General features: G+C 34.9%; 18 protein-coding genes. 14 read left to right on the top strand and 4 right to left on the bottom strand.

Annotated elements, in window-relative coordinates; genetic code table 11:
* The first annotated feature begins 160 nt into the window (after positions 1–160).
* The 3 genes from GN105_RS10605 (at position 161) to tsaE (ending at position 2,475) form a co-directional block, all read left to right on the top strand.
* The gene (locus GN105_RS10605; protein ID WP_155285377.1) at positions 161–1,090 is read left to right on the top strand and encodes a polyprenyl-phosphate transporter; all 930 of its coding nucleotides are present in this window, start codon (positions 161–163) and stop codon (positions 1,088–1,090) included.
* 118 nt (positions 1,091–1,208) lie between these two features.
* Entirely contained in the window at positions 1,209–1,958 is a 750-nt protein-coding gene (locus GN105_RS10600) for a shikimate dehydrogenase family protein (RefSeq protein ID WP_155285376.1), read from the top strand.
* A gap of 100 nt (positions 1,959–2,058) precedes the next feature.
* Entirely contained in the window at positions 2,059–2,475 is a 417-nt protein-coding gene (tsaE, locus tag GN105_RS10595) for a tRNA (adenosine(37)-N6)-threonylcarbamoyltransferase complex ATPase subunit type 1 TsaE (protein ID WP_155285375.1), read from the top strand.
* On the opposite strand, the gene GN105_RS10590 is transcribed toward tsaE, so the two are convergent.
* The 3 genes from GN105_RS10590 to GN105_RS10580 all read right to left on the bottom strand — a co-directional run bounded on the left by GN105_RS10590 (position 2,459) and on the right by GN105_RS10580 (position 5,319).
* On the bottom strand, positions 2,459–3,328 hold the full coding sequence (locus GN105_RS10590) for an endonuclease/exonuclease/phosphatase family protein (protein ID WP_155285374.1): 870 nt from the start codon (positions 3,326–3,328) through the stop codon (positions 2,459–2,461). The two genes, tsaE and GN105_RS10590, sit on opposite strands and share 17 nt — an antisense overlap.
* 656 nt (positions 3,329–3,984) lie before the next feature.
* Complete coding sequence (locus tag GN105_RS10585) at positions 3,985–4,590, bottom strand: hypothetical protein (RefSeq protein WP_155285373.1); 606 nt, start codon at positions 4,588–4,590, stop codon at positions 3,985–3,987.
* A 51-nt stretch (positions 4,591–4,641) separates the two neighbouring features.
* On the bottom strand, positions 4,642–5,319 hold the full coding sequence (locus GN105_RS10580; protein ID WP_155285372.1) for a DUF6261 family protein: 678 nt from the start codon (positions 5,317–5,319) through the stop codon (positions 4,642–4,644).
* Between the two features lie 491 nt (positions 5,320–5,810).
* Here GN105_RS10580 and GN105_RS10575 point away from each other — a divergent pair, with 491 nt between their 5' ends.
* Positions 5,811–6,305, top strand: coding sequence for a DUF456 domain-containing protein (locus tag GN105_RS10575; protein ID WP_155285371.1), 495 nt, complete (start codon positions 5,811–5,813; stop codon positions 6,303–6,305).
* 489 nt (positions 6,306–6,794) lie between these two features.
* The gene (locus GN105_RS10570; RefSeq protein WP_155285370.1) at positions 6,795–8,201 is read left to right on the top strand and encodes a DUF5723 family protein; all 1,407 of its coding nucleotides are present in this window, start codon (positions 6,795–6,797) and stop codon (positions 8,199–8,201) included.
* 160 nt (positions 8,202–8,361) lie between these two features.
* Here the strand turns inward: GN105_RS10570 and GN105_RS10565 are convergent, their stop codons facing one another.
* Positions 8,362–9,042 carry an SDR family NAD(P)-dependent oxidoreductase gene (locus tag GN105_RS10565; protein WP_155285604.1) on the bottom strand — a complete coding sequence of 227 codons (681 nt, stop codon included), beginning with the start codon at positions 9,040–9,042 and terminating at the stop codon, positions 8,362–8,364.
* 168 nt (positions 9,043–9,210) lie between these two features.
* Between GN105_RS10565 and GN105_RS10560 the strand changes: the two genes are divergently transcribed.
* The 9 genes from GN105_RS10560 (at position 9,211) to GN105_RS10520 (ending at position 24,994) form a co-directional block, all read left to right on the top strand.
* Positions 9,211–11,124, top strand: coding sequence for a S9 family peptidase (locus tag GN105_RS10560; protein WP_155285369.1), 1,914 nt, complete (start codon positions 9,211–9,213; stop codon positions 11,122–11,124).
* Positions 11,125–11,835: 711 nt separating this feature from the next.
* Positions 11,836–13,353, top strand: coding sequence for a leucine-rich repeat domain-containing protein (locus tag GN105_RS10555; RefSeq protein WP_155285368.1), 1,518 nt, complete (start codon positions 11,836–11,838; stop codon positions 13,351–13,353).
* Positions 13,354–13,813: 460 nt separating this feature from the next.
* Positions 13,814–17,740 (top strand): T9SS type B sorting domain-containing protein, encoded by a 3,927-nt coding sequence (locus tag GN105_RS10550; RefSeq protein ID WP_155285367.1) that lies wholly within the window; start codon positions 13,814–13,816, stop codon positions 17,738–17,740.
* A gap of 12 nt (positions 17,741–17,752) precedes the next feature.
* Positions 17,753–18,664, top strand: coding sequence for a PorP/SprF family type IX secretion system membrane protein (locus GN105_RS10545; protein WP_155285366.1), 912 nt, complete (start codon positions 17,753–17,755; stop codon positions 18,662–18,664).
* Between the two features lie 281 nt (positions 18,665–18,945).
* Positions 18,946–19,926 (top strand): D-alanine--D-alanine ligase, encoded by a 981-nt coding sequence (locus GN105_RS10540; RefSeq protein ID WP_155285365.1) that lies wholly within the window; start codon positions 18,946–18,948, stop codon positions 19,924–19,926.
* A gap of 2 nt (positions 19,927–19,928) precedes the next feature.
* On the top strand, positions 19,929–20,408 hold the full coding sequence (gene coaD / locus GN105_RS10535) for a pantetheine-phosphate adenylyltransferase (RefSeq protein ID WP_155285364.1): 480 nt from the start codon (positions 19,929–19,931) through the stop codon (positions 20,406–20,408).
* A 75-nt stretch (positions 20,409–20,483) separates the two neighbouring features.
* The gene (gene glmS, locus GN105_RS10530; RefSeq protein WP_155285363.1) at positions 20,484–22,325 is read left to right on the top strand and encodes a glutamine--fructose-6-phosphate transaminase (isomerizing); all 1,842 of its coding nucleotides are present in this window, start codon (positions 20,484–20,486) and stop codon (positions 22,323–22,325) included.
* Between the two features lie 77 nt (positions 22,326–22,402).
* Positions 22,403–23,641: a DUF445 domain-containing protein gene (locus tag GN105_RS10525; RefSeq protein WP_155285362.1), complete on the top strand. Its 1,239-nt coding sequence runs from the start codon at positions 22,403–22,405 to the stop codon at positions 23,639–23,641.
* Between the two features lie 78 nt (positions 23,642–23,719).
* Entirely contained in the window at positions 23,720–24,994 is a 1,275-nt protein-coding gene (locus tag GN105_RS10520) for an NAD(P)/FAD-dependent oxidoreductase (protein ID WP_155285361.1), read from the top strand.
* Positions 24,995–25,009 lie beyond the last annotated feature (15 nt).

Below are 25,009 nucleotides of genomic sequence, written 5' to 3'. Positions count from 1 at the left end.
CACCTTTTTTACAGCCATTTTCACACAAAACAACTTCAAATTTGCATTCTGTAAAGATATTCATTTTATGCTGAAAATAAGATATTTATTAGTTAAAAAAAGCTTTTGGGCTTTATAATTATTTTATGTACATTTGCACGCAATGTTAAACATAAAAAAGATGCAAAGAAATTTTTTTGATTATATTTTAATTTCCTTAAAAGGGATGGCAATGGGTGCCGCCGATGTGGTTCCGGGTGTTTCCGGAGGAACGATAGCATTCATTTCCGGAATTTATGAAGAACTTATTGATTCAATCAGCAAAATAAATTTAGGTGCTTTAAAAATCCTGAAAAAAGAAGGTTTCATCCCCTTTTGGAAACATATCAACGGGAGTTTTTTTCTTGCACTATTTTTAGGAATCGGAATCAGTGTTTTCTCGTTGGCAAAGGGAATCAAATGGTTGCTGGCTAACGAACCCATTTCGGTATGGTCTTTCTTTTTCGGGCTGATGGTGGCTTGCATTTTATTTTTAGCAAAAAGTGTAGAAAAATGGAGTTTGGCAACAATTCTGGTTATGATTATTTCGTTTGCAGCAGCTTACGGAATAACAACTTTACCTCCTTTAGGAAGCCACGACGGATTAATCTTCTTATTCTTTGCCGGAGCTTTGGCTATTTGTGCAATGATTCTTCCGGGGATTTCCGGAGCCTTCATTTTGGTGCTTTTGGGTGCTTATGACACAGTTCTTACTGCTGTTGATGAAAAAAATATTAAAGTATTGACAATAATTGCGGCGGGAGCCGTTTTCGGGTTGTTGAGTTTTTCCAAAATATTGAAATGGCTTTTTGAGCATCATCGGAACTTGACCATTGCTTCCCTAACGGCATTCATCGTTGGTTCGCTCAATAAAGTATGGCCTTGGAAACAGGTCATCTCAACCAAAATAGATGCCCACGGAAAAGTAATTCCGTTATTGGAAAAAAGTATCCTTCCCAGTTCGTACGACGGAAATCCGCAAGTAATTCTGGCTATTGTAATGGCTTTGGTTGGTTTCTTCTTGTTATACGGACTTGAAAAATGGGCAGGAAAATTGAAAACAAACCCATAAGGAACATTGATAACATCATTGAAATGAGATTGTTTTAAAAATACTTAAAATAGTCTCATTTTTAAGTTATAATCTTTCCGAATTGGTGATATATCAGGCTTATTAAAAAATAAATATTATGAAACGTTTGTTTGCTCTGGTCGGAAAAAATATTTCATACTCTTTCTCGAGGGCTTATTTTGCAGAAAAATTTAAAAAAGAACATATTTCAGATGCAGAATATGTCAATTTTGATTTGAATTGCATTGGAGAGCTGCCTCAAAAACTGCAGGAAAATCCAAACATACAAGGAATGAACGTAACCATTCCCTACAAAAAAGAAATCATCTCGATGTTGGCAAAGTTAGACCCCATTTCGGAACAAATTGGGGCGGTAAACACCATTAAAATCACCAAAAAAGGATTGGTGGGATACAACACCGACCATTTCGGGTTTAGCGAATCGTTAAAGCCTTTTTTGGAACAACAACACACTAAAGCCCTGATTTTAGGCACAGGCGGAGCGTCCAATGCTGTGGCGTACGCACTGAAAATGTTGGGAATTTCTTTTCGGTTTGTGTCCAGAAACCCGAAAATGGGGCAATTTTCATACGCAGATTTGTCCCCGCAAATTATCGGCAAGTACAAAATCATCATTAATTGTACGCCTTTAGGAACTTTCCCTAATGTGGAAGACTTCCCTCCCATTCCTTATCAGTTTTTGACCTCAGAACATTTGCTTTACGACCTAATTTACAATCCGGAGAAGACAATTTTTCTGCAAAAAGGCGAAAAAAAGAACGCAACTATCATCAACGGGCGAAAAATGTTAGAACTACAAGCCGAAAAAGCGTGGGAAATATGGAATACAAACCCCGATGAAGATTAAAACCGACTAAAATAACATCAAAACAACACCAATCAGAATAAAATATGATTAAAATATCAACTTTTCAGCCTGAAAAAAATTCTAAAACAATTATTTTTATATGGAAATAACATATTCTTTATCCGAAATAGACAAAATAGCCCAACAGATAATCCCTCTGCTTTCATCTAAGATAGTCATTTTTGAAGGAAGTATGGGAATGGGAAAAACTACGCTTATCAAATCCTTAGTAAAAGCTCTTGGAATTAACGATGTTGTCGCAAGCCCTACTTTCGGGTTGGTAAATCATTATGAAAGTGATGATAACACCGTATATCACTTTGATTTTTATCGTATTGAACGTGAGGAAGAAGCCTTTGACATTGGTTTTGAAGAATATCTATACTCCGGAGCGTGGTGCTTCATCGAGTGGGCAGAACGTGTAAGCACCTACCTGCCTGAACACTATACAACACTTGAATTTCAATGGATTGATGCTGACAGACGAAAGCTAAAAATTATCAATCCTTCCGATTAGGAAGCTCAATGGTTACTTTCACGGGAAAATGGTCTGACGGATATAATCCGTCAATTTTTTTGTCTATAATTTTATAGTTTTTTGCCCGCAATCCTTCAGAAATGAAAATGAAATCAATACGTTGCTTAGGTTCTTCATCCAGTTTAAACGCCGTAAATGTGCCTTTAGGAATATTTTTATACGATTTGTAAGTATCTTTAAGCTGTTTTTTGATGGCAACAATCCCTTCGTGTTGTGGAGGAACATTAAAGTCGCCCATAAGTATCACATTGGCTTTTAAGTCAGCTGTAATTTCCTTTATTTTAGACAGAATTAAATACGCACTTTCACGCTGAGCCACCTTTCCTTCGTGGTCAAAATGTGTGTTGAATACAAAGAATACCTTATTGCCTTCCTGTAATTTCAGCCAAGTTGTAATGCGGTTGCAGCACGTTCCGTCCCAGCCTTTTGACGGTATTTCGGGAGTTTGCGAAAGCCAAAACTGACCGCTATCAAGTAATTTGAATCTTTTCTTATCAAAGAAAACAGCCATATGCTCCCCTCCTTGCTTTCCGTCGTCTCTGCCGACTCCCACACGCTGATAATCGGCAAAAACATCTTCTAAAAATTCTACTTGATGATGTAACGCTTCCTGAACGCCTAAAATGGCAGGTTTTTCAGCCTTAAGGAATCTCGCCACACGTTCTTTCCGATTGCCTTGCGTCCAAGAATTTTCCTTATCGCCTGCATTATCAAGACGAATGTTGAAAGTCATCACGTCAATTGCCTGAGCATAATTCAATACACTGAAAAATATGGCAAAAACTATCGGAAATGATTTTATTCGGCATCGTTTTGAGGATATAATACACATAATTTGATTAAAATATGCTTATTAACATTGTATTTTCTATTCTTTTATAATAAAAATAGCTTATTTTATTACCAAAACAGACATAATAAAGATAGGAGGGCAAAAAAAACCATTAAAAATGAAATTATGTAAAATTAAATAAGCACTTCCCTCCTATCCTAAACAGTAAAAAAGGGGATAGAGAATAATAAAAAACATATCCTTACTATGAAAAAAAGTTTAATCTAAACGTGTTTTCTCTATCCCCAAAAAAACATAATTTATTTTTAGAGAAAAATTCTCTCTTTTTATATTTTAAAAAAAGGGATAGAGAATAACAAAAGTGTATTGCATACGAAAAAAAAAATTTAACCTAATGGTGTTTTCTCTACCCCCAAAAAAAATCATTTATTTTTAAAGAAAAATTCTTTCTTTTTATATTTTAAAAAAAGGGATAGAGGCATAAAATTAATATATATATATTATGAACGAAAATTTCTATTGCAGACCGCCTCTATCCCCAAAAACACTAAATCATTTCAAATTAAATAACTATTACAAAAATATGATAACTAAATTTTTTCAGCCATCTTTAAAGAATATTTTTTGATGATTTTATATATTAAAACATTTATACAGCATCTTTTTAAAAGGAAATAAAATAATTTCTTGTTGTTTTATCCTGCAAACATAATGATTTTAATATCATAATCATCGGTAATATCCATAAGCGTTCCTGTTAAAATTCCAAGCAGGTTGATAAAGCTCATTTTATCATAATGCCCGATATATTTCCGCTCGATATCATCCATTGCCGAAAGTACTTCATTGAAATTGGACGTTTCTGCCTTAGGAATCCCTCCCATATAAACTTTTATCTGAGTTAAATCTTGCCTATGGCTTCGTATTTTACTACTTAAAGCGGAAAAATCTTCCTGTATGTGTTCTCTTTCAATCAGATATATTCTTTCCAAAAGTTCTTTTAACTTGCTTGGTTTTGAAAGCCCTTTGGCAGTAACTTTGGAATAATCCATTTCAAAATGATAATCATTAATTCTGACAAGCAAGTCTTCCAACCAAAAATATTCAAACTGCACAGCCTCATATTCTTCCTCTGTGAGTTGATATCTTTTCATATCTTCTTCCTTATCTAACTGATTGATGTCCCAAAAGCTATATCCGATACCATCATCAAGCCGATACTTATTTGTACTAATTTCAATTGCTCGCTGATACGTATTATTTTTATATAACAGCACGGTAAGGCGTGTTCCTATTCGCATCGCATTTTGATTTTAGTTATTTTAGTTCTAAAACGGATTGCTTTCGTTTTTTCAGCTTAAGGCTTTTTTAACCGTCTCGTTAATATTGTTGATAATATTCTTATACGTTGCCACACCGTTAATTTCTGAAAGTGCATTGATTCGTTTGCATAACTTTACGAATACTTTTTGCATTTCTTCACGTTTTTCTTTAGCCTTACCGGTCTCACTTCCACCCTGTTCTTCTATGCGACGCTCATAGGCAACGATAAATTTATCATTGGTATCACGAAGTGCGTCAATCCATTCCTTAGCCCGCATTTTTTCAACAGCTTGTTTCAAATCGGAAGTTTCTAAATCTTGCAAAAGATTCACGATAATTCCCGTTTCTTCCTGTAACGGACACGTTTGCGGATTTTTTCCGTACTTTTCAATCACCGGTAAAATCTTTTTGGCAGCTTGTGCCACCTCTTCAACCGGAAAATCCAAATACAGATTGCATTGCTCAATGAAACCAACCAGAAACATATCGCGTTTATGGTCAAGTTCTGAAATTACTTCAGTGTATTCACTTTTTTTCATTCCTTTCAGAGCCTTATCCAACTCATCAAGTGCTGTATCAAAGTCAGGTTTGAGGCTTTCAAGTCCTAACTCGGTTAAATTCTCTGCTTCCAAGAAGCGTTTTATGGTTGCCATTACTTGGAAATACTCCATTTGGCGAACTTTCCGAAGGTCTGTACGATTAATCATAGCAATTTGCTTTTATTTTTATTTGCCAAAAATATAAAATTTTATATTCAAAAACAATTTTTATAAGAATATTTTTTATCAGATACTAATTTCTTTTTCTTCCAAACTGAAAAAAATATTTTTGAGAATTTCTTTCTGATATTTTTTATTGAAATGCTTTAAAAAATAGCTTTTAATGTGATATAATTCTTTCTCTGAATTTCATAGAAGGTTTTGACATCATATTTTTATATATTTTCAATTAAAAAATGAATCTTTAGACCATATTTTTCATAGAATTAACTATAAATACAGCTTCAAAAAAGATATTTTTCATTGTTTTAATATTAAAAACAGCTTTTCAGATGATATTTTAATAGGAATAAAATCTATTTGGAAGAATTATATTACCTTTTTACTATAAATTTGATTAAAAATATGCTATAATATCGTTTTGTATTTCAGATTATTTTTTAGTATATTTGTAAGGTAAAATTTTAAAATTTAAAAAAATGGAAATCATAGTAACAATACTAAGTATTTTAGTAATCATTGTAGGAATTTTAGGAACGATTATCCCTATGTTACCCGGTTTAGTTTTATGTTTAGCCGGATTGTTTGCTTATAAGTTCTTTGGAAATGGAGCTGAATTGCCAAATATATATCTTTGGATATTTTCTATTTTAACTATAGTTTCATTGGTGCTGGAATATATTATTCCTGTACAATTAAATAAAAAATACGGAGGGACAAATTGGGGAAGTGCAGGAGGCATTGTAGGAATGCTCATCGGCTTTTTTATTCCAATTCCATTAGGATTTTTAATAGGAATGCTTGTCGGGGTTTTCATAGGAGAATTACTACACGACAGCCAAGATACAAGTAAAGCTTTCAAATCAATGAAAGGTTCTATCATTGGTTTTTTCTATAGTACCGGATTTAATTTTTTAATCGGAGTGGGAATGCTCTTTACAATACTAATTGATTTGATTGCAAAACTTTTTTAGCAGAATACATTTTGTAAATTCTTGAAAAAGGATATTTCTAAAGATAATTCATTCATAAAAAATACATTTATCTGATAAATTTATTATAATAGCTTTTATTTACTGCTTATTTTTCAATATATCAGTCTGTTTATTTTTTAAATTATAATATTATATCATAAAAACAATTAGTTTTGGTTTTATATTGAATAAATATACATTCAAAAATATTTTTCATAATCACTTTGCTTTTAGCAGATGCAGCTTGCTAAGATATTTCTTCACTAACTCCGTTTATTTTAACTAAAAAAGCTTGCAAAAAGCCGTTCTTTTTTCATAGTTTTGCCCCAAAACAACCCAAAATACATACAAAACAGCTTAATAGAATTGTTTTACGGCGGCATTTTTGTTTTTTGGGGTTAATTTGTAAGGAAAATTATTATTTCAGAAAATTTTCACTAAATAAAAATCCAAAAGGAAATCGTATCCGGAAATTTAATTGACTTATTAATGAAAAAGATTTTATTACTTGCCTTAAGTTTTTCTGCGATGGGGAGCATTGCTCAGGAACTACGCTCTTCGTACTTTATGGAAACATCTGCTTTCAGACATCAAATGAATCCTGCCTTGCTTGACAAGCCGTATGTTGCTGTCCCTCTGATGGGAAACATCAATATCGGCACGCGAGGAAAGAACGGACATTCCACGTTTTTGTATCCGCTTGAAGGAAACCAAGATGGTCATTTGGTAACGTTCTTGCATCCTTCGGTTGACGCAAAGGAATTTCTTAAAAAGATAAAAAACAATGTAACCATCAATGCCAATTTGAATTACAACCTGCTTTCGGTAGCTTTCAACGCCTTCAACGGGACGAATTTGGTAGAGGTTAATTTACGTTCCAACAACTACGGAATTTTTCCGCACCATCTTTTTGTGTTTATGAAATCGCCTGCCTCAAAAAAGAACTATTCTTTCAAGAAATTAGGAATGAAATCGGAAACATACGCAGAATTAGTTTTGGGACACTCCCGCAAACTGAGCAGAAGGGTTTCGGTTGGGGCAAAATTAAAGGTCTTAATCGGAGCAAGTTACGGAGAATTTAAGATGAATCATTTCAATATTTCTTCAGGGGGGAATTATTGGGACATTGACGGAGATACCGAACTTACAACGGCAGTGCTTAACTCGCACCTCAGATATAGCGACGATGCGGGCTTACAACATCAAGCACCATTAAACGGCAAACCGAGAGTAAATGACCTGTCCGACCCCACTTTTGGTCTGCCCGGAAGAGGGATAGCCTTGGATATGGGACTCACTTACAAAACTCCTTTTGTAGAAGAACTTACTTTGTCCGCTTCTTTAACCGATGTAGGTTATATGGTGTGGAAAAATGCAAATTTAGCGTCGTCAAAAGGGAATTGGATGTTTGATGGCTTCAAGGATTTTTCTCACTACAATCCAACGGAAACGCCCACCGTTTCTGCCCAAATGAACAGATTAAAAATTGAAACTGCCCGGATGCTTTCTTTGTATTACGACGGAAAGAAAAACGTAGGAAAGATGCTTCCTGCTACGATAAATTTGGGTGCGGAATATGTGGTTCCGTCTTACGATAAGCTACATTTTGGCGTGTTATTTTCACACAGATTCAACGACATATATAGCTTTTCACAGATGATGTTTTGTGGAAATATTCGCCCTATTGATTGGCTTGAGGCTTCACTGAGTGCTTCTGCTACCAGCGATAGCGTTACTTTTGGCGGAATGATTAGCTTTTATACACCGCGATTTAATTTTTATATAGGTTCAGACCGATTTTTTGGGAGATTATCAGAACAATATATTCCTAAAAACAGCCTCAACGCCAATGTTAATTTCGGTTTTGTCATTCCTTTGGAAAGAAGATACAGATAAAAAAGGCTATTCCTTTCGGAATAGCCCTTTTCACGCATTTCTCCTTCATTTTTCCCTCAACTCTGCTAATCATTCTACATAATCTCTCTTCACAAATCCTCCTTACATTCAATTCTCACTTCATTTATTTCTCACTCTATCTTTTTTATCTTTTAATTTATCACGGTGTTGAATTAGAAACCTGAATTACTTTCCCATTAAATAATTTATTTGCATTCAGGGCAAAATCAACGATATATTTCGCCATACTTTCAGGGCTTGTATTGGCTTTATACTCAGGAAAAGCCTCAGAAAGCATTTCCGTTTGTACGGCACCTAAAGCCAACGCATTGAAAGCTATTCCTTTTTCTTTATATTCTTCAGCCAAAAGCTCGGAAAGTGTAATCACGGCACCTTTTGACGAACTATAAGCTGCCAAACCGGCAAACTTTAAACTTCCTTGAATGCCTCCCATACTGCTGATGGTAACCACGTGCGAGTTTTTGTCCATAAACGGAATTACAGTCTGTATAAGTTGTGCAACTCCAAATATATTCACGTCATAAACCTGAAAAAAATCCTCACGAGTAAGTTTTTCAAAAGGTTTATTAATTAATTTGCCCGCATTATTGATAAGAACATCTACTTTTTTCCATTTTTCAGATAAAAAACAAGAAACTTGCTCCAAATCCTCTTCTGATGTTATATCAAAAGGGAAAAACTCTATATTTTTATGATTAAAATCCTGCAGTGGTTGTACATTTCTTGATAAAGCTAGTACCTTATGCCCCAAATTGGCGAACTGTTTTGCCAGTTCTAAACCTATTCCCCTACTGGTACCTGTAATTACTACATTCTTCATCCGACTAACATACATTATTTGGAAAGACAACAATATTCCTTAATATCGTTTGCAAATATAGTTTTTAAAATTCATTTATCAAAAAAATATCGTGCTTTTTATTTCTGAAGAAACTTCATTTTTCAAATATTTACTACCTTTACCCCCATTATTAAAGAACAAACTTATATGAAGAAAGGATTTATTACACTAATTGCAGGAATGATTACGAATTTTATTACAGCACAACAACCATTAACTCCCGAAAAATTATGGGAACTGAACAGAATTGGAGCCATCGGACTTAGTTCTGACAAAAATTATGTTTTCTTCAGCGTATCAAAACCCAATATGGAAGATAATTCTTTCAGAAAATCGTTTTATAAACTTTCGGTGAAAGGGGGCGTTCCCATTCCCGTTTCCGAAGAAGAAACAAAAAAAGTTACCGAAAAAATAAATGCTTCGGGAGATAAAAAACTAATTCACAAAGCAGTAAAAATCAACTCTGTTTTTGCAAAGGACTTCTATCAGGATTTAGAAAAATCAACCGGGCAACTTTACAAATCATTAGACCATCGTCATTGGGACAAATGGACGGACGGAACCTTCAATCACGTTTTTATTGAAAATATTGAAGATGGAAAACAAACGGACATTATGGAAAATCTTCCTTATTATTCTCCACAAGAACCCTTCGGAGGAAGTGAAGATTATATCTGGAACAATGATGGAACAAAGGTTTTATATGTTACCAAAGCAAAAGTAGGAACCGATTACGTTTTGAGTACAAATACAGATATTTATCAATACGATACAAAAAACGGAAAGACAATAAATATTACCGAAGGAATGATGGGATACGACACGCATCCTTCATTTAATAAAAACGGAGTTCTGGCTTGGCTCAGTATGAAGGAAGAAGGCAATGAAGCTGATAAAAATGATTTGGTTATCCTTCAAAACGGACAGAAAAAAAACATTACCGAACATTGGGACAATACCGTTTTTAGTTACATTTGGAGCAATGACGGAAAGAAAATCTACTTCCTTGCCGCAACAGACGGAACGGAACAAGTTTTTGAGATAAATCCGTTTGATGAAAAACCTATGCCGAAACAATTAACAAAGGGGAATTTTGACATTAACGGAATTGTAGGTCAGGCAGGAGATTTATTGGTGGTAACACGTACTGATATGAATCGGGCAGCTGAAATTTACACCATCAACCTGTCAAAAAAATCAAAGAAAAAAACTTTCTTTGACGTAGTGCAACTCTCTCATATTAATGATGATATGTACAAATCCATCGCAAAATGTGAAGTAAAAGAAAGAATTATAAAAACAACCGATGGGAAAGATATGTTCGCTTGGGTTATTTATCCTCCTGATTTCAATCCCGAAAAGAAATATCCCACATTGTTATATTGCCAAGGAGGACCACAATCGGCTCTTACACAATTTTACAGCTTCCGATGGAATTTTCAGCTTATGGCTTCGCAAGGCTATATAGTCATTGCCCCAAGCAGACGCGGAATGCCTGGATTTGGTGTAGAATGGAATGCTCAAATCAGTAAAGATTGGGGAGGACAAGTGATGAAAGATTACCTTTCCGCCATTGACGATATTTCAAAAGAAAGTTATGTAGATACCTCCCGATTGGGTGCAATTGGGGCAAGTTACGGCGGATATTCCGTGTTCTACTTGGCCGGAATTCACAACAAACGCTTCAAAACATTCATAGCTCATTGCGGAGTTTTCAATTTGCAAAGTATGTATGGCACCACGGAAGAATTATTTTTTAATAACAACGAAATCGGAGGTGCATATTGGGAGAAAGACAATGAAGCGGCAAAAAAATCGTACCGAGATTTCAACCCTATTAATTTGGTCAGAAATTGGGATACTCCCATATTAATTATTCACGGAGGAAAAGATTACAGAGTCCCGAAAGAGCAAGGACTTCAAGCCTTCACCGCCGCACAAGTTAGAGGTATAAAAAGCGAATTACTTTACTTTCCCGATGAAAATCACTGGGTATTGAAACCTCAAAACGGGTTGTTCTGGCAGCGAAACTTTTTCAGATGGCTTAAAGAAACGCTTTAAAATCCCAATCCTTAAAAAGAAAAATCTTAGTTTAAAAGTAAAATTTAAGCTAAGATTTTTTGTTTTATGCCGGATATACGGATTTGGAAAGTTAAAAAACATCCTTTTCTTTCTTCAAAAAGTATATTTTATATCCATAGAAAAAATTCCCACAAGGCAAATCAGACTGAAGGAAGCAATAGGAAAATATTTTTTGCTCAAATCAGACTGAAGGAAGCAATGGGAAAATATTTTTTGCCCAAATCAAACTGAAGGAAGCAATGAGAAAATATTTTTTACTCAAATCAGATTGAAGGAAGCTATAGGAAAATATTTTTTGCTCAAATCAAACTGAAAGAAGCAATGGGAAAATATTTTTTGCTCAAATCAGATTGAAGGAAGCAGTGGGAAAATATTTTTTACCTAAATCAAACTGAAGAAAGCAATGGGAAAATATTTTTTACTTAAATCAGACTGAAGGAAGCAATGGGAAAATATTTTTTACTCAAATCAGATTGAAGGAAGCAGTGGGAAAATGTTTTTTATGTAAATTACTGTGAAGAAAACTATGGGCGTTGTCAAAATACATATATTCAGCAAATAAACTCGATTTTACTTGCACAAACGATAAAAAAATATTGCTTCTTCATACATTTTTTACAAAAAACATTATATTTATTCAGTTTAAATAAGTATATTTGCCCCTGTTAAATTTTAATTAAATATTTTATAATGAAAAAAGCAACCATTCTTTATGCTGTAATGTTCTTTATTTTCGGGGCAGTATCCTGTACCAAAGACGAAAAGGGGAAAGAGCCAGAACCCCCAAAAATTCACGAACTTAAAATTGAAGGCGAAACACTTGCCATTTTAGAAGGCGAAACCAAAGAAGTAAAAATCACTTCTGGAAATGTGCCTTACAAGGTTTCTGCTGATAATGATAATGTTACGGCAACCATCAAAGATAATGTCGTTACCGTAACAGGGCAAAAATCAGGAGAAAGCACCCTTACCATCACCGATAGCAAAGACAAAAAAGCTACCGTAAAGGTAACCGTTACCGCATTTGTGTTGGACAAAACAGAAGTTTCCGTAGCTGTGGGAGAAACCGCTACGGTTACAGCAAAATCTGGAAGTGGTACTTATAAGTCCGTTTCCAGTGATGAACAAATACTTACCGTAGCTGTAAGCGGAAGCGAAATCACGCTCACTCCCCTTGCCAAAGGGCAAGTAACCGTTACTGTTACCGACACCAAGACCTCAAAAGAGCTTACCGTGGCAGTTAAGGTTTTCGTAAAAGTCCCAGAAGACCAATACGAATTGAGTACCGATGGTACTACTCTTGTTCGATGGCTTAATGATGGTGTTACTGAGGTAGATATGCAGTCTGACCCCATTTTAAGTCAGGTTACTAACATAGGTAGAAGAGCCTTTTCTACAAAAACCAGTCTGGCATCAATAGTACTTCCCGAAGGCTTAAAAACCATTGGAGAAAGTGCATTTGAATCTTGTGTCGCTTTAACAAATATCGCAGTTCCAGAAGGAGTTACTTCAATAGGCGATGGAGCTTTCCATAGTTGCCGAGGGCTTGTTTCGATAACTCTTCCAGATGCACTAACCGAATTAGGAGACTCTGCCTTTTTGGAGTGTAACGCCCTTACTTCGATAGCTGTGCCTAACGGAGTAAAAACCTTTCCAGATAGGCTTTTTGGAAAATGTAACAGTTTGGAAACTATCACATTTTCTAATGAATTGACCGCAATAGGCGATTTAGTTTTTAATGGATGTATTAAGTTAAGAAACATCGTTTTACCTAATACAGTTACGCAAATTGGAGATGCTGCCTTTGCAGATTGTAAAGCACTGACTGAAATTACCATTCCCTCAGGAGTTAAAGTGCTAAGCGCCAATATGTTTTCTGGATGTTCTGAACTAACAAATGTAACCTTAATGGAGGGACTTACAACGATTTACGATACGGCATTCAATAGTTGTAACAAACTGACTGAAATTACCATTCCAGCTTCGGTAACAAAAATGTGGGATTACGTATTTAGAAATTGTAATTCACTAAGAACGATCACTTTAAATTCATCTGAACCTATCGCTTTAGAGTATTATCTATTCTCAGACAATGATGAAATTAGTAATCCGTTAGAACATATTTATGTTCCCGCGGGTAGTGAAGTTAAATATAAAGACCCAGATAGCTGGTGGAGTATATACAAAGATAAAATAAGTGCTAAGTAGCAACTTTACTCATAATTTAAAAATCTGAAAAAGCCCCAAGCAGTGCCGAACTGCTTGGGGCTTTTTCAATAATTTAGCAGTCAGCACTTGATATTTGTTGTTCATCTTCTTAATTTTTCGATTGTGTTATAAAAAATAAAAAAAATGGTTTTATTTGTGAAATATTTTCCGCATCTGATGAGAAATATATATCGTGTGTAACTCCTCGTATAGCAACGCTTTAAAAAATCCAAACTAAATTTTACCAAACCCAAAGAAAGACATTATTGAAAAATTTTCATATCTTTCTTGTAAAAACTAATGATTTTTCTTTTGGAGAGAAATACTTTTTTTTATTAATTTTGCGACCCTTTTTGAATTTTACCATCTTAAAATCATAAAAATTTATTTACTCAACAATAAATTATCGGTTTTGAATAGTTTTACAAAAAAATAGTTACTGACTCTAAATAAACAAAATATGAAGCGTATAATACTTCTAACTCTATTTTTATTTTTTTACGGCAATATCATTTCACAGAATTTAAATCCTTCCTCAGAAAACATTATTTATGTGAAACAAGGAGCAAAAGGTACTAATGATGGTTCTTCTTGGGAAAATGCATATCCTGATTTGGCATACGTTCTTCATTGGGCGGATCAACACAAAAACCGTTGGGAAAACAAGCCTTTGCAAATATGGATTGCCAAAGGGAAATATCATCCGAGATATACGATAGCGGGAGACGGCTCTAATAATAAGAATAGGGAAAATACCTTTAAGATGGTCAAAAACGTAAAACTTTACGGAGGATTTGCAGGTAATGAAACCAATATTGAGCAGCGTCTTTGGTTATCCAATCAAACGGTTTTAAGTGGCGATTTCAACAATAATGACAATACCAGTGGAGCAGGTGCTTCCTTAAAATTTTTTAACAATGATGAAAATGCCTTTCGGGTGGTATATGCACAAGGCGATGTAGGAAATGCCGTTTTAGATGGATTTAACATTGTGGGAGGGCATAACTCACGAAACTCCGACAAAATAGAAGGTTATGGAGCTGGTATATATATCAACGGAGCATCATTAGAGTTAAAAAATCTAAAAATAAACAGAAATAAAGCCGATTATGGCGCTGGTGTTGCTGTTTTTTCTTCTTCACCAAAGATAGGGAATATTTGGATTGATAAAAATAAAGGAATTACAGGAGCAGCTATGTACCTTTCTGGTATTAGCAGTGGTGTCACAATACACAACTCACTGATTACTGATAACTATGGGGCTGAAGCAGGAGCCTTACGGTGCTTCAATACCGTTAACTTCGTAAATGTTACCATTGCAAATAATCACGCGAATCGGCATAAAATCGGTGGAGCTGTATCTAACAGAAATAAAGTTACCATAAACTTTTACAATAGTATCATCTACGGTAACACATCCAGTGGGGGAGAAAGCAGTGACGTAACCAATTTAAGTCCTTCTATTTCAGGTTTTCAAGAGGGACAAAATAAGGTTTTTTACTATAATAGTTATGTCAAAGAAATAGGAAATTATGATTCAAGAGGAAGGTACGTTTCGGGATTTGGTGTTGTTGGTGATAATGAACAAAAAAATGTGAAGGGAAGTATCAAATCCGATTTATCTCCATTAGGCAGTAATTTTGACTTGAAACCTCAGGCAGACAATCAGGCAGTTAATGGCGGAGATAACTCTTATTTTTTACCCGAATACGGAGATGAAGATTTGGTTGGAGAGCGGAGAATCATAGGAGCAAATATTGATCTGGGAGCATTTGAATCAGAATGTATTGCTCCTATAATAACAACCCAACCAAACGCTATTGTTAGGGCTTGTACTGGAAAAACCATAACAATAAACATTGCAGGCGAAAGCGTTACAAAATATCAATGGCAAGTTGATAAAAACGATAATAATGGATTTGTAAATCTGAATAATGATGCGACATACAGCGGAGTAACATCAAATAATTTAACTGTTAAAACATCAAACGAAATAAACAACTACAAATATCAAGTAATTGTAGAAGGAAATTGCGGACACAAAGAAACTTCAAACATCGTAAGTTTACAAATTTTTGAAACAACACCCCCAGCGGCTGAAAAGCAACAAACTTTCTGCAACAGTGCAAAAGTGTCTGACTTAAAAGCAGTGGGCGAAAACCTAAAATGGTACGATGCCTCAAATAATGTATTGGAAAATACAACCGATTTACAATCAGGAAAATATTTTGTTACGCAGACACAAAACGATTGCGAAAGCGAAAAGGTAGAAGTTTCTGTTACGGTTAATCAAACATCAATGCCAACAGTTGAAAGGCAACAAACTTTCTGCAACAGTGCAAAAGTGTCTGACTTGAAAGCAACGGGTGATGGTCTGAAATGGTACAATACTTCGGGTATGGAATTAAGTTTAACAACCGATTTACAGTCAGGGGAATATTTCGTTACGCAAACACAAAATGGTTGCGAAAGCGAAAAATTGGAAGTTACAGTTACTGTTAATAAAACACCAATGCCAACAGCTGATAATCAACAAACTTTCTGCAACAGTGCAAAAGTGTCTAACTTAAAAGCCACAGGCGAAAACCTAAAATGGTACGATGCCTCAAATAATGTATTGGAAAATACAACCGATTTACAATCAGGAGAATATTTTGTTACGCAAACACAAAATGGTTGCGAAAGCGAAAAATTGGAAGTTAAAGTTACTGTTAATAAAACGCCAATACCAACAGTTGAAAGGCAACAAACTTTCTGCAACAGTGCAAAAGTGTCTGACTTGGAAGCAACGGGTAATGATCTGAAATGGTACGATGCTTCGGGTATGGAATTAAGTTCAACAACCGATTTACAATCAGGAGAATATTTCGTTACGCAAACACAAAACAATTGCGAAAGTGAAAAGTTGAAAGTTGCTGTTACAGTCAATAAAACACCAATGCCAACAGCTAATACCCAACAAACTTTCTGTAACAACGCAAAAGTCTCTGACTTGAAAGCCTCAGGTGAAAACCTAAAATGGTACAATGCTTTGGGTGATTTATTAAACCTAACAACCGTTTTACAATCAGGAAAATATTTCGTTACGCAGACACAAAATGGTTGCGAAAGCGAAAAGTTGAAAGTTGCTGTTACTGTTAATAAAACTAATCCCCCAACAGCTGATAATCAACAAACTTTCTGCAACAACGCAAAAGTATCTGACTTAAAAGCAACAGGTAAAGACTTAAAATGGTACGATACTTCGGATAATCTATTAAACGACACAACTATTTTACAATCAGGAGAATATTTCGTTACGCAAACGCTGAATAATTGCGAAAGCGAAAAATTGGAAGTTACTGTTACTGTTAATAAAACTAATCCCCCAACAGTTGAAAGACAACAAACTTTCTGCAACAATGCAAAAGTGTCTGACTTGGAAGCAACGGGTAAAAACCTAAAATGGTATAACGCTTCAAATATTGTATTGGAAGGTACAACCGATTTACAATCAGGAGAATATTTCGTTACACAAACACAAAACGATTGTGAAAGCGAAAAGGTAGAAATTTCTGTTATTATTGAAAATGTGAATATTACAGGAGAATCTGATGTAATTATTGGCAATACAATTACCTTAAAAGCCAACAAAAAGATGGGAATTTGGTCTATTTCAAATTCATCATTGGCAACCATCTCTCCAAATGATAATGAAGTCATTATCACAGGAATATTACAAGGTAGTGTTTTAGTAACTTACGAACTGCCCAATGGTTGCAAAAGTTCTCATAACGTAAATATTTTAAGAAACCCATTGCAATGCACACGCCTTGTAAATCCTTACAACCATAGTCGTTTGGTTCCTGTTAACACTGAATTACAATGGGAAATGGTTGAAGGTGCTGATGGCTATCGAATTTCGGTAGGAACATCGGCGGGAGGAAGCGAAATCGTAGAAAACCAAATTATTAATGGTCAAAACAATACCTCATATCAATTTGCCAATGACTTGCCCGCAGGACGTACGATTTATGTGCGTATTACCCCTTTTAATCGCTGGGGTGATGCAATGGAATGCTCCGAAGAGAGCTTCACAACCATAGCGAAAGACCGTCATTTCAAACAAGGATTTTCTCCTAACGGAGATGGTATCAATGACGTTTGGGAAATCGAAGCCATAGAACAATATCCTAACAATCGCGTTTCCATTTTCAATCGTTGGGGAGATATGGTATTTTATGTGGAAGGTTATAATAATAAGGACAGAGCGTTTCGCGGTCAAGCAAACAAACTAACCAAATTAGGTGCTGGAAAATTACCCGAAGGAACTTATTTCTTCATTATAGAAATAGACGGCAAACATCCTTACACGAAACTCAATGGCTCACTTGAATTACGAAGATAAATGTAAAATGATATGAAAAGAATCGCTATAAGTACTATTTTGTTTTTAACTCTGTTTTTTTCTGTAAAAGCACAACAAACACCTTCTTTTTCAGAATATAATCACAACCCTTTTCTGGTAAATCCGGCTTATGCAGGGTTGCTTGACAAGGCAATGATTTCATTAAGTACATTCACTGCCAAAGGATTTTCAGGGCGTGTAGAAGGTGCTCCTACCACTTTTACAGCATCGGGTGTTTTACCTTTTAACGACAGAAATTTTGCTCTAGGCATAGGCGTGGTAAGTGACAAAACGGGTACCATATCCAACAATTCACTACAAGCTACCTATGCGTACGTTTTGGATTTAACCTATTATGAATCACGTCCGCAATGGGCGTTGTATCGTCCGCACGCTTTGTCGTTTGGTATCACAGCGGGGGCACGATTTTTCCAAGATGATTTGTTAAATTTAGGATTACAAAATGACCCTCGGTTTTCTGAAAATGTTTCGGCTACCATTCCCACTGTAGGAATTTCAATGGTATATAATCACAATTTGTTTTTTGCAGGTATTTCGGCTCCCAACCTTATCGGAAATGCATTAGCCAAGAATGTAAACGTTATAAAACTGACATACCCTTTCTATGCATACTTCGGTTATCGTTTTTATATTGACCGATTTGAAACAATGATTTTACAACCTAATTTCTTGTTGAAATACGAAAATCAAGCCCCTTTTCAAGCTGATGCCAACCTTTCTTTCATCTATAAAAATATTTTAGAAATAGGTTTGGGATATAAAACGGTCTCAGCTGTCAATGCAATGATAGGGATACGCATTTCGAAAATTTTTCGTGCAACTTATGGTTATAGTCATCACGTTAGTTTGGAGCAGAATTATTTAAAAGATGTTCACGGTTTTTCGCTAAGCTGTTTTTTATAAACGGTTTTTGCTTTACAATTTTGTTTATAACTATCAAGTTGGATTAAGAAACTAAACTTGAAAAAGAAAATGACCAAAATTTTTACAATAATTTGAATGGCTTGATATAAAACAAGGAATAACTTTTTTGGATGTTATTACAATTTTGTATATCTATAATCAGGGATATACAAAAAATCGGTTAAAATAATAAAAAATTTTCTTTTAACTTTTATTTTAGATAATAAATACTATTTTTGGCACGTGCATTAAACGTATTTACAGAGATTCTCGAAAAAATAATGAAGAAAAAAATAGCTGTTATTATGGGAGGATATTCTGCCGAAGCAGAAGTTTCCTTAAAAAGCGGAAGTGTTGTAATACAGCATCTTAATAAAGAAAAGTACGACACTTTCCCTATTCACATTTACAAAGAAAAATGGGTTTTCATCAACAATCAAAATCAGGAATTCCCCATCAATAAAAATGATTTTTCTGTTGAAGTTGAAGGAAAAAAAATAACTTTTGATGTTGTTTTTAATGCAATTCACGGCTCACCTGGTGAAGATGGTTATTTACAGGCATATTTCAACTTAATTGGTTTACCTTTAACAGGTTGCAGTATGTATGCGTCGGCTTTAACTTTTAACAAAAGGGATATGCTTTCAGTATTGAAACCTTACGGAATATTATCCGCTCCGTCGGTATATCTCAACAAAGGTGAACGTTTTTCGACTTTTGAAATTGTTAAAAAAGTAGGACTCCCTTGTTTCGTAAAGGCCAATAAATCAGGCAGTAGCTTTGGAGTTTACAAAGTGTATGAAGAAGAAAAATTAGCAGAGGCCATCGAAAAGGCTTTTGATGTAGATGATGAAATTCTGATTGAAAGTTTTTTGGAAGGAACAGAAGTTTCCGTTGGTGTGATTACCTACAAAGGCGAAGTAAAAGTGCTTCCAATGACAGAAATTGTTTCGCACAATGATTTTTTTGATTATGAAGCAAAATATTTAGGGCAATCCGATGAAATTACTCCCGCTCGAATTTCTGCTGAAATGACTGAAAAAATCAATCATTTGGCAGAAAAAATATATCGAATACTCAAAATGAAAGGATTCAGCCGAAGTGAATTTATCATTGTAGGAGAAACTCCTTATTTGTTGGAAATGAACACTACGCCGGGACTTTCCGAAGCCAGTTTATTGCCTCAACAAGCCAAAGTAGCAGGAATTTCGCTCTCAGATTTGTTTGAAAATGCTATCGAAGAAGCCATAAATGAAGTTTAAAAATGAAAAGAGCATTATTTCCGGGATCATTTGACCCAATTACATTAGGGCATTACGATATTATTCACAGAGCGTTGGACTTATTCGATGAAATCGTGGTTGCCATCGGGGTAAACAATGAGAAAAATTGTATGTTTTCGGTGGAACAACGCAAAGAATTTATAGAAAAAGCTTTCGCTGACGAGCCTAAGGTAAAAGTTACAACATATCAAGGACTTACTGTGGACTTTTGCAAAGAAATCAAAGCTCAATTCATTCTGAGAGGACTTCGAAATCCGGCTGATTTTGAATTTGAAAAAGCCATAGCACATACTAACCGTACACTTTCAAAAATCGAAACGGTTTTTTTGCTTACAGCGGCAAAAACTTCGTTTATTTCTTCATCAATTGTACGTGATGTAATAAGAAACGGCGGAAATTACACCGTTCTTGTTCCTGAAAGCGTGAAATTAGATAAAAATGTGAACTATAAAAAACTTTAAAAATACCAAATTCACAAAAAATACTACTACTCAACCACTCAAAAAAGTATAAATTTTAAAATAAAAATAAAAATTATGTGTGGAATTGTAGGTTATTTAGGCAGCAGGGCTGCTTTTCCCGTTGTTATTGACGGATTAAAGCGATTGGAATATCGCGGTTATGACAGTGCAGGATTTATTTTGAATTCTGAGAAATTTGTAAATGTAAAAACCAAAGGAAAAGTTTCCGATTTGGAAAAAAAAGCAGGAAATGACATTCCTAAATTCGGTTGCGGAATGGGACATACGCGTTGGGCTACGCACGGAGTTCCGAATGATGTCAATTCACATCCACATTTATCAAGTTCAGAAAAACTTGCCATTGTTCATAACGGAATTATTGAAAATTATGACAGTATCAAACAACGACTGATACAAGAAGGATTTACTTTCCAGTCCGATACAGATACTGAAGTTTTGGTAAATTTCATCGAATACTTCAAAGAAAAAGAAAATCTTTCTTTGGAAAGTGCCGTTCGACATGCTCTTAACGAAGTAGTGGGAGCATATGCCATTGCTGTTATGGAAGAAGGTCATCCGGAAGAAATCGTAGTGGCTCGCTTGGGAAGTCCGCTCGTTATCGGTATTGGTGAAAATGAATTTTTCATTGCCTCAGATGCTTCTCCTTTTGTTGAATTTACCAAAAATGCTCTTTATTTGGAAGATGGTGAAATGGCTACCATTTGTTTGGGAAAACCGCTAAATGTCCGCAACATCACTAGCAACGAAAGCGTTACTCCGCTTATGCAGGAGCTGAAAATCAGCTTAGAAGCCATTGAAAAAGGAGGTTATGACCATTTTATGCTGAAAGAAATTTACGAACAGCCAAAGTCTATTCAAGACACAATGCGTGGACGTTTACTTGAGGATTATACAACCAAATTATCAGGAATTGACAATCATCTTGAAACATTTTTGAATGCCCGACGCATCGTAATAGTGGCTTGCGGAACTTCTTGGCACGCAGGGTTAGTGGGAGAATATCTGTTTGAAGAATTTGCCCGAATTCCTGTGGAAGTGGAATACGCATCAGAATTCCGTTACCGAAATCCAATTATCCACAAAGATGATATTGTCATAGCTATCTCACAATCAGGAGAAACCGCCGACACTCTTGCTGCTTTAAAACTGGCAAAAGAACAAGGTGCTTTCATTTACGGGATATGTAACGTGGTAGGCTCTTCAATTGCACGTATCACGGATTCAGGAACTTACACACACGCAGGACCTGAAATTGGGGTTGCTTCAACCAAAGCCTTTACTACCCAACTTACCGTTCTGACCCTGATGGCTTTACATTTAGGACGTAAAAAAGGTACTTTAGATGAAAAAACATACCATAATTTGGTTAAAGATTTGGCTAACATTCCAAATTTAGTAGAAAAAACGCTTAAAAATACGCATCAAACTGCTATTGAAGTAGCGGAAATCTACAAAAACGCATCAAATTGCTTATATTTAGGAAGAGGGTTCAATTTCCCAACAGCACTTGAAGGTGCTTTAAAACTAAAAGAGATTTCATACATCCACGCAGAAGGATATCCGGCAGCTGAAATGAAACACGGTCCTATTGCCTTGATTGACGAAAATATGCCTGTAATTTTCATTGCACCGCTTAAAGGACATTACGATAAAATTGTATCCAATGCTCAGGAAATAAAATCTCGGAAAGGAAAAATTATTGCCATAGTAACTCAGGGCGACAAACAGATGGCTTCCATTGCTGACCACGTAATCGAAATTCCGGAAGTAAGTGAGGCTCTCTCCCCTATCTTGGCTTCCGTTCCGTTACAATTATTGTCTTATTACATTGCCATAAAACGAGGATGTAATGTTGACCAACCGAGAAACTTAGCCAAATCAGTAACTGTTGAATAATCAACAAATTAAATATAAAGAATCGACAATTTGGATATTTTTCAATTGTTGATTCTTTTCTTTTTTAAATACTACTTATGAAAGAAAAAAAATTACGTTACCACAAACGAATCGCCACGGCATTATTCCTATTTATGACCTTACTGTACATTACAATGGTAATTCTGCAAAAAAAAGCTCCTGAATGGTCTTTTGTAGGATATATCAAAGCCTTTTCCGAAGCGGCTATGGTTGGTGCTTTGGCAGATTGGTTTGCTGTTACCGCTCTATTTCATAAACCTTTGGGACTTCCGATTCCGCACACAGATTTGATTGAAAATCGGAAAAAAGACATTGGAGATAATTTGGGTAACTTTGTAGTGGAAAACTTTTTAAAAGCAGAAAATATCCGCCCATACGTGGAAAGTATCAATGTTTCTCCTTTTATTGTTAAATACTTAAATAAAGAAAAGAATATCAACATATTAATAAGCGAAATTAAAGTAAAACTTGAAGAAATAATACAAAATATTAATGACGAAAAAATTACAAATTTTATCACAGAAAAATCTAAACTATTACTTCAAGACATAGAGTTAAATAAATTAACAAGCAATATATTAGAATATTTACTAAAAGAAAAAGAACATCAAAAAATACTTGATTTTATCTTCCTAAAAATTGAATACTATATCTTGGAAAATAAGGACTTAATACATCAAAAAATTTCTCAAGAAAGTGCATTTTTTATTCCTAATTTCATTGATAAAATTTTAGCTGATAAAATCACGGCAGGGCTGGCAAACTATATGGCTGAAGCGGCTCAAAATAAAGAACATTCCGTTCGCAAAGAGATAGAAAACCAATTGCTTCAATTTAGTGAAGATTTAAAAAACGAATCTCATTGGAAAGAAAAATTGGAAAAACTAAAAAGCAATTTGTTACAATCTGAAAATATTGAAAAATACGCCAAAAATATTTGGATTTACATCAAAAACTTTCTGACAGAAGACTTGTCAAAACCCTTAAATAATTCTGTTTTAAAAAGTTATTTAAAAAAATCAATTCTGAATTTTACTCAACAGTTACAAACCGACAAGCAGCTTCAAAATCGATTAGACGGATGGAGCCGGAAAACAATCTATCAATTCGTATTGAAAAACAAAAATGAAGTTGGTCAGCTTATAAGTGAAACCGTCGGAAATTGGAAAGGACGTGAATTAAGCGAAAAATTAGAACTTGAAGTGGGTAAAGATTTACAATTTATTCGTATTAACGGAACATTAGTTGGCGGATTGGTTGGGCTTCTAATCTATATTATCACTCAACTTTTCTGATTTTAACATCAAAATTCTCCTGTTTATTTCAAAAAACGTTTTACTTTTGTACCGATTTTTAAAATATAAAAAAACTCAATGAAATATAAAAAACATATCGTTATTGTTGGAGGTGGATTTGCTGGTTTACAACTTGTTAAAGAATTGAATCATTCCGATAAGTTCCGCATTACTTTGGTGGATATGAATAATTACAATTTTTTTCCGCCTTTACTTTATCAAGTTGCAGCAGGTTTTATGGAACCTTCTGCCATTTCGTATCCTTTTCGGAAAATTTTGCGTTCGTACAAAAACACGAATTTCAGAATGGGAGAACTCAAAGAGGTAATTCCTTCTGAAAACAAACTGATACTCAGTAATGGAGAAATGTTTTACGATATTTTAGTAATGGCAACAGGAGCGGAAACGAACTTCTTTGGCAATCAAAATGTAGCAGAAAAAGCAATGCCGATGAAGACAATTAGTGATGCTTTAATGTTGCGAAATTTGGTATATACACGGCTTGAAAGAGCTACTCGTACTGAAGATAAAGAACAACGAAAAAAACTGCTTTCCTTTGCCATTGCTGGAGCGGGACCAACGGGCGTTGAACTTTCGGGAATTTTTGCAGAAATGAAACATTACATTTTGGAAAAGGACTACCCCGAACTTGCTCAGGAAGACTTAGGAGATATTTTCCTGATTGATGGGCAAAAAACAGTACTCGCGCCAATGTCCGAAAAATCGCAAAATTACACCGAAAAATCCTTGTTAAAAATGGGTGTAAAACTCAAACTCAACGTTTTTGTAAAAGATTTCATAAATGATGAAGTACATCTTTCTGACGGAACAATTTTGGATGCAAGAAACCTTATCTGGGCAGCCGGAGTTTCCGCAAAATCATTCAAAGGCATTGATAATGAATCGCTTTTAGGAAGAGGAAAAAGAATAAAAACAGATGCTTTCAATAAAGTGGAAGGTTTTGAAAATATTTATGCAATTGGGGATTCTTGTATTATGACTACCGATTCAAATTTTCCGCAAGGTCATCCGCAATTGGCTCAAGTTGCTATACAACAAGCACGAAATTTGGGTAAAAATCTGAGTAATGATTTCATAGAAGCTAAACCTTTTTTATATACTGACAAAGGTTCTATGGCTATTATCGGACGAAATAAAGCCGTTGCTGATATTCCTAAAAAAATATTTCTGAAAGGATTCTTTGCTTGGTTTATCTGGGTTTTTGTACATATTATGTCGCTTGTAACATTTCGAAATCGCCTCAAAGCTTTTTATAATTGGTTAGGATATTACATCAGTAAAGACCAATCCTACCGAATGATTCTAAAACCGAGTAATAAAGATAAAAACTAACAAAAAAGTTGCCTA

Origin of the sequence: Capnocytophaga felis (assembly GCF_009684755.1) — a bacterium.
Lineage (GTDB): Bacteria > Bacteroidota > Bacteroidia > Flavobacteriales > Flavobacteriaceae > Capnocytophaga > Capnocytophaga felis.
The sequence above is the reverse complement of the archived record's forward strand: the minus strand, read 5'-3'. Positions and strand labels throughout refer to the sequence as shown.

Coding starts and splice junctions, on each gene's coding strand:
- GN105_RS10605 (WP_155285377.1), top strand. CDS start 161: ATGCAAAGAAATTTTTTTGATTATATTTTAATTTCCTTAAAAGGGATG.
- GN105_RS10600 (WP_155285376.1), top strand. CDS start 1,209: ATGAAACGTTTGTTTGCTCTGGTCGGAAAAAATATTTCATACTCTTTC.
- tsaE (WP_155285375.1), top strand. CDS start 2,059: ATGGAAATAACATATTCTTTATCCGAAATAGACAAAATAGCCCAACAG.
- GN105_RS10590 (WP_155285374.1), bottom strand. CDS start 3,328: ATGTGTATTATATCCTCAAAACGATGCCGAATAAAATCATTTCCGATA.
- GN105_RS10585 (WP_155285373.1), bottom strand. CDS start 4,590: ATGCGAATAGGAACACGCCTTACCGTGCTGTTATATAAAAATAATACG.
- GN105_RS10580 (WP_155285372.1), bottom strand. CDS start 5,319: ATGATTAATCGTACAGACCTTCGGAAAGTTCGCCAAATGGAGTATTTC.
- GN105_RS10575 (WP_155285371.1), top strand. CDS start 5,811: ATGGAAATCATAGTAACAATACTAAGTATTTTAGTAATCATTGTAGGA.
- GN105_RS10570 (WP_155285370.1), top strand. CDS start 6,795: ATGAAAAAGATTTTATTACTTGCCTTAAGTTTTTCTGCGATGGGGAGC.
- GN105_RS10565 (WP_155285604.1), bottom strand. CDS start 9,042: ATGAAGAATGTAGTAATTACAGGTACCAGTAGGGGAATAGGTTTAGAA.
- GN105_RS10560 (WP_155285369.1), top strand. CDS start 9,211: ATGAAGAAAGGATTTATTACACTAATTGCAGGAATGATTACGAATTTT.
- GN105_RS10555 (WP_155285368.1), top strand. CDS start 11,836: ATGAAAAAAGCAACCATTCTTTATGCTGTAATGTTCTTTATTTTCGGG.
- GN105_RS10550 (WP_155285367.1), top strand. CDS start 13,814: ATGAAGCGTATAATACTTCTAACTCTATTTTTATTTTTTTACGGCAAT.
- GN105_RS10545 (WP_155285366.1), top strand. CDS start 17,753: ATGAAAAGAATCGCTATAAGTACTATTTTGTTTTTAACTCTGTTTTTT.
- GN105_RS10540 (WP_155285365.1), top strand. CDS start 18,946: ATGAAGAAAAAAATAGCTGTTATTATGGGAGGATATTCTGCCGAAGCA.
- coaD (WP_155285364.1), top strand. CDS start 19,929: ATGAAAAGAGCATTATTTCCGGGATCATTTGACCCAATTACATTAGGG.
- glmS (WP_155285363.1), top strand. CDS start 20,484: ATGTGTGGAATTGTAGGTTATTTAGGCAGCAGGGCTGCTTTTCCCGTT.
- GN105_RS10525 (WP_155285362.1), top strand. CDS start 22,403: ATGAAAGAAAAAAAATTACGTTACCACAAACGAATCGCCACGGCATTA.
- GN105_RS10520 (WP_155285361.1), top strand. CDS start 23,720: ATGAAATATAAAAAACATATCGTTATTGTTGGAGGTGGATTTGCTGGT.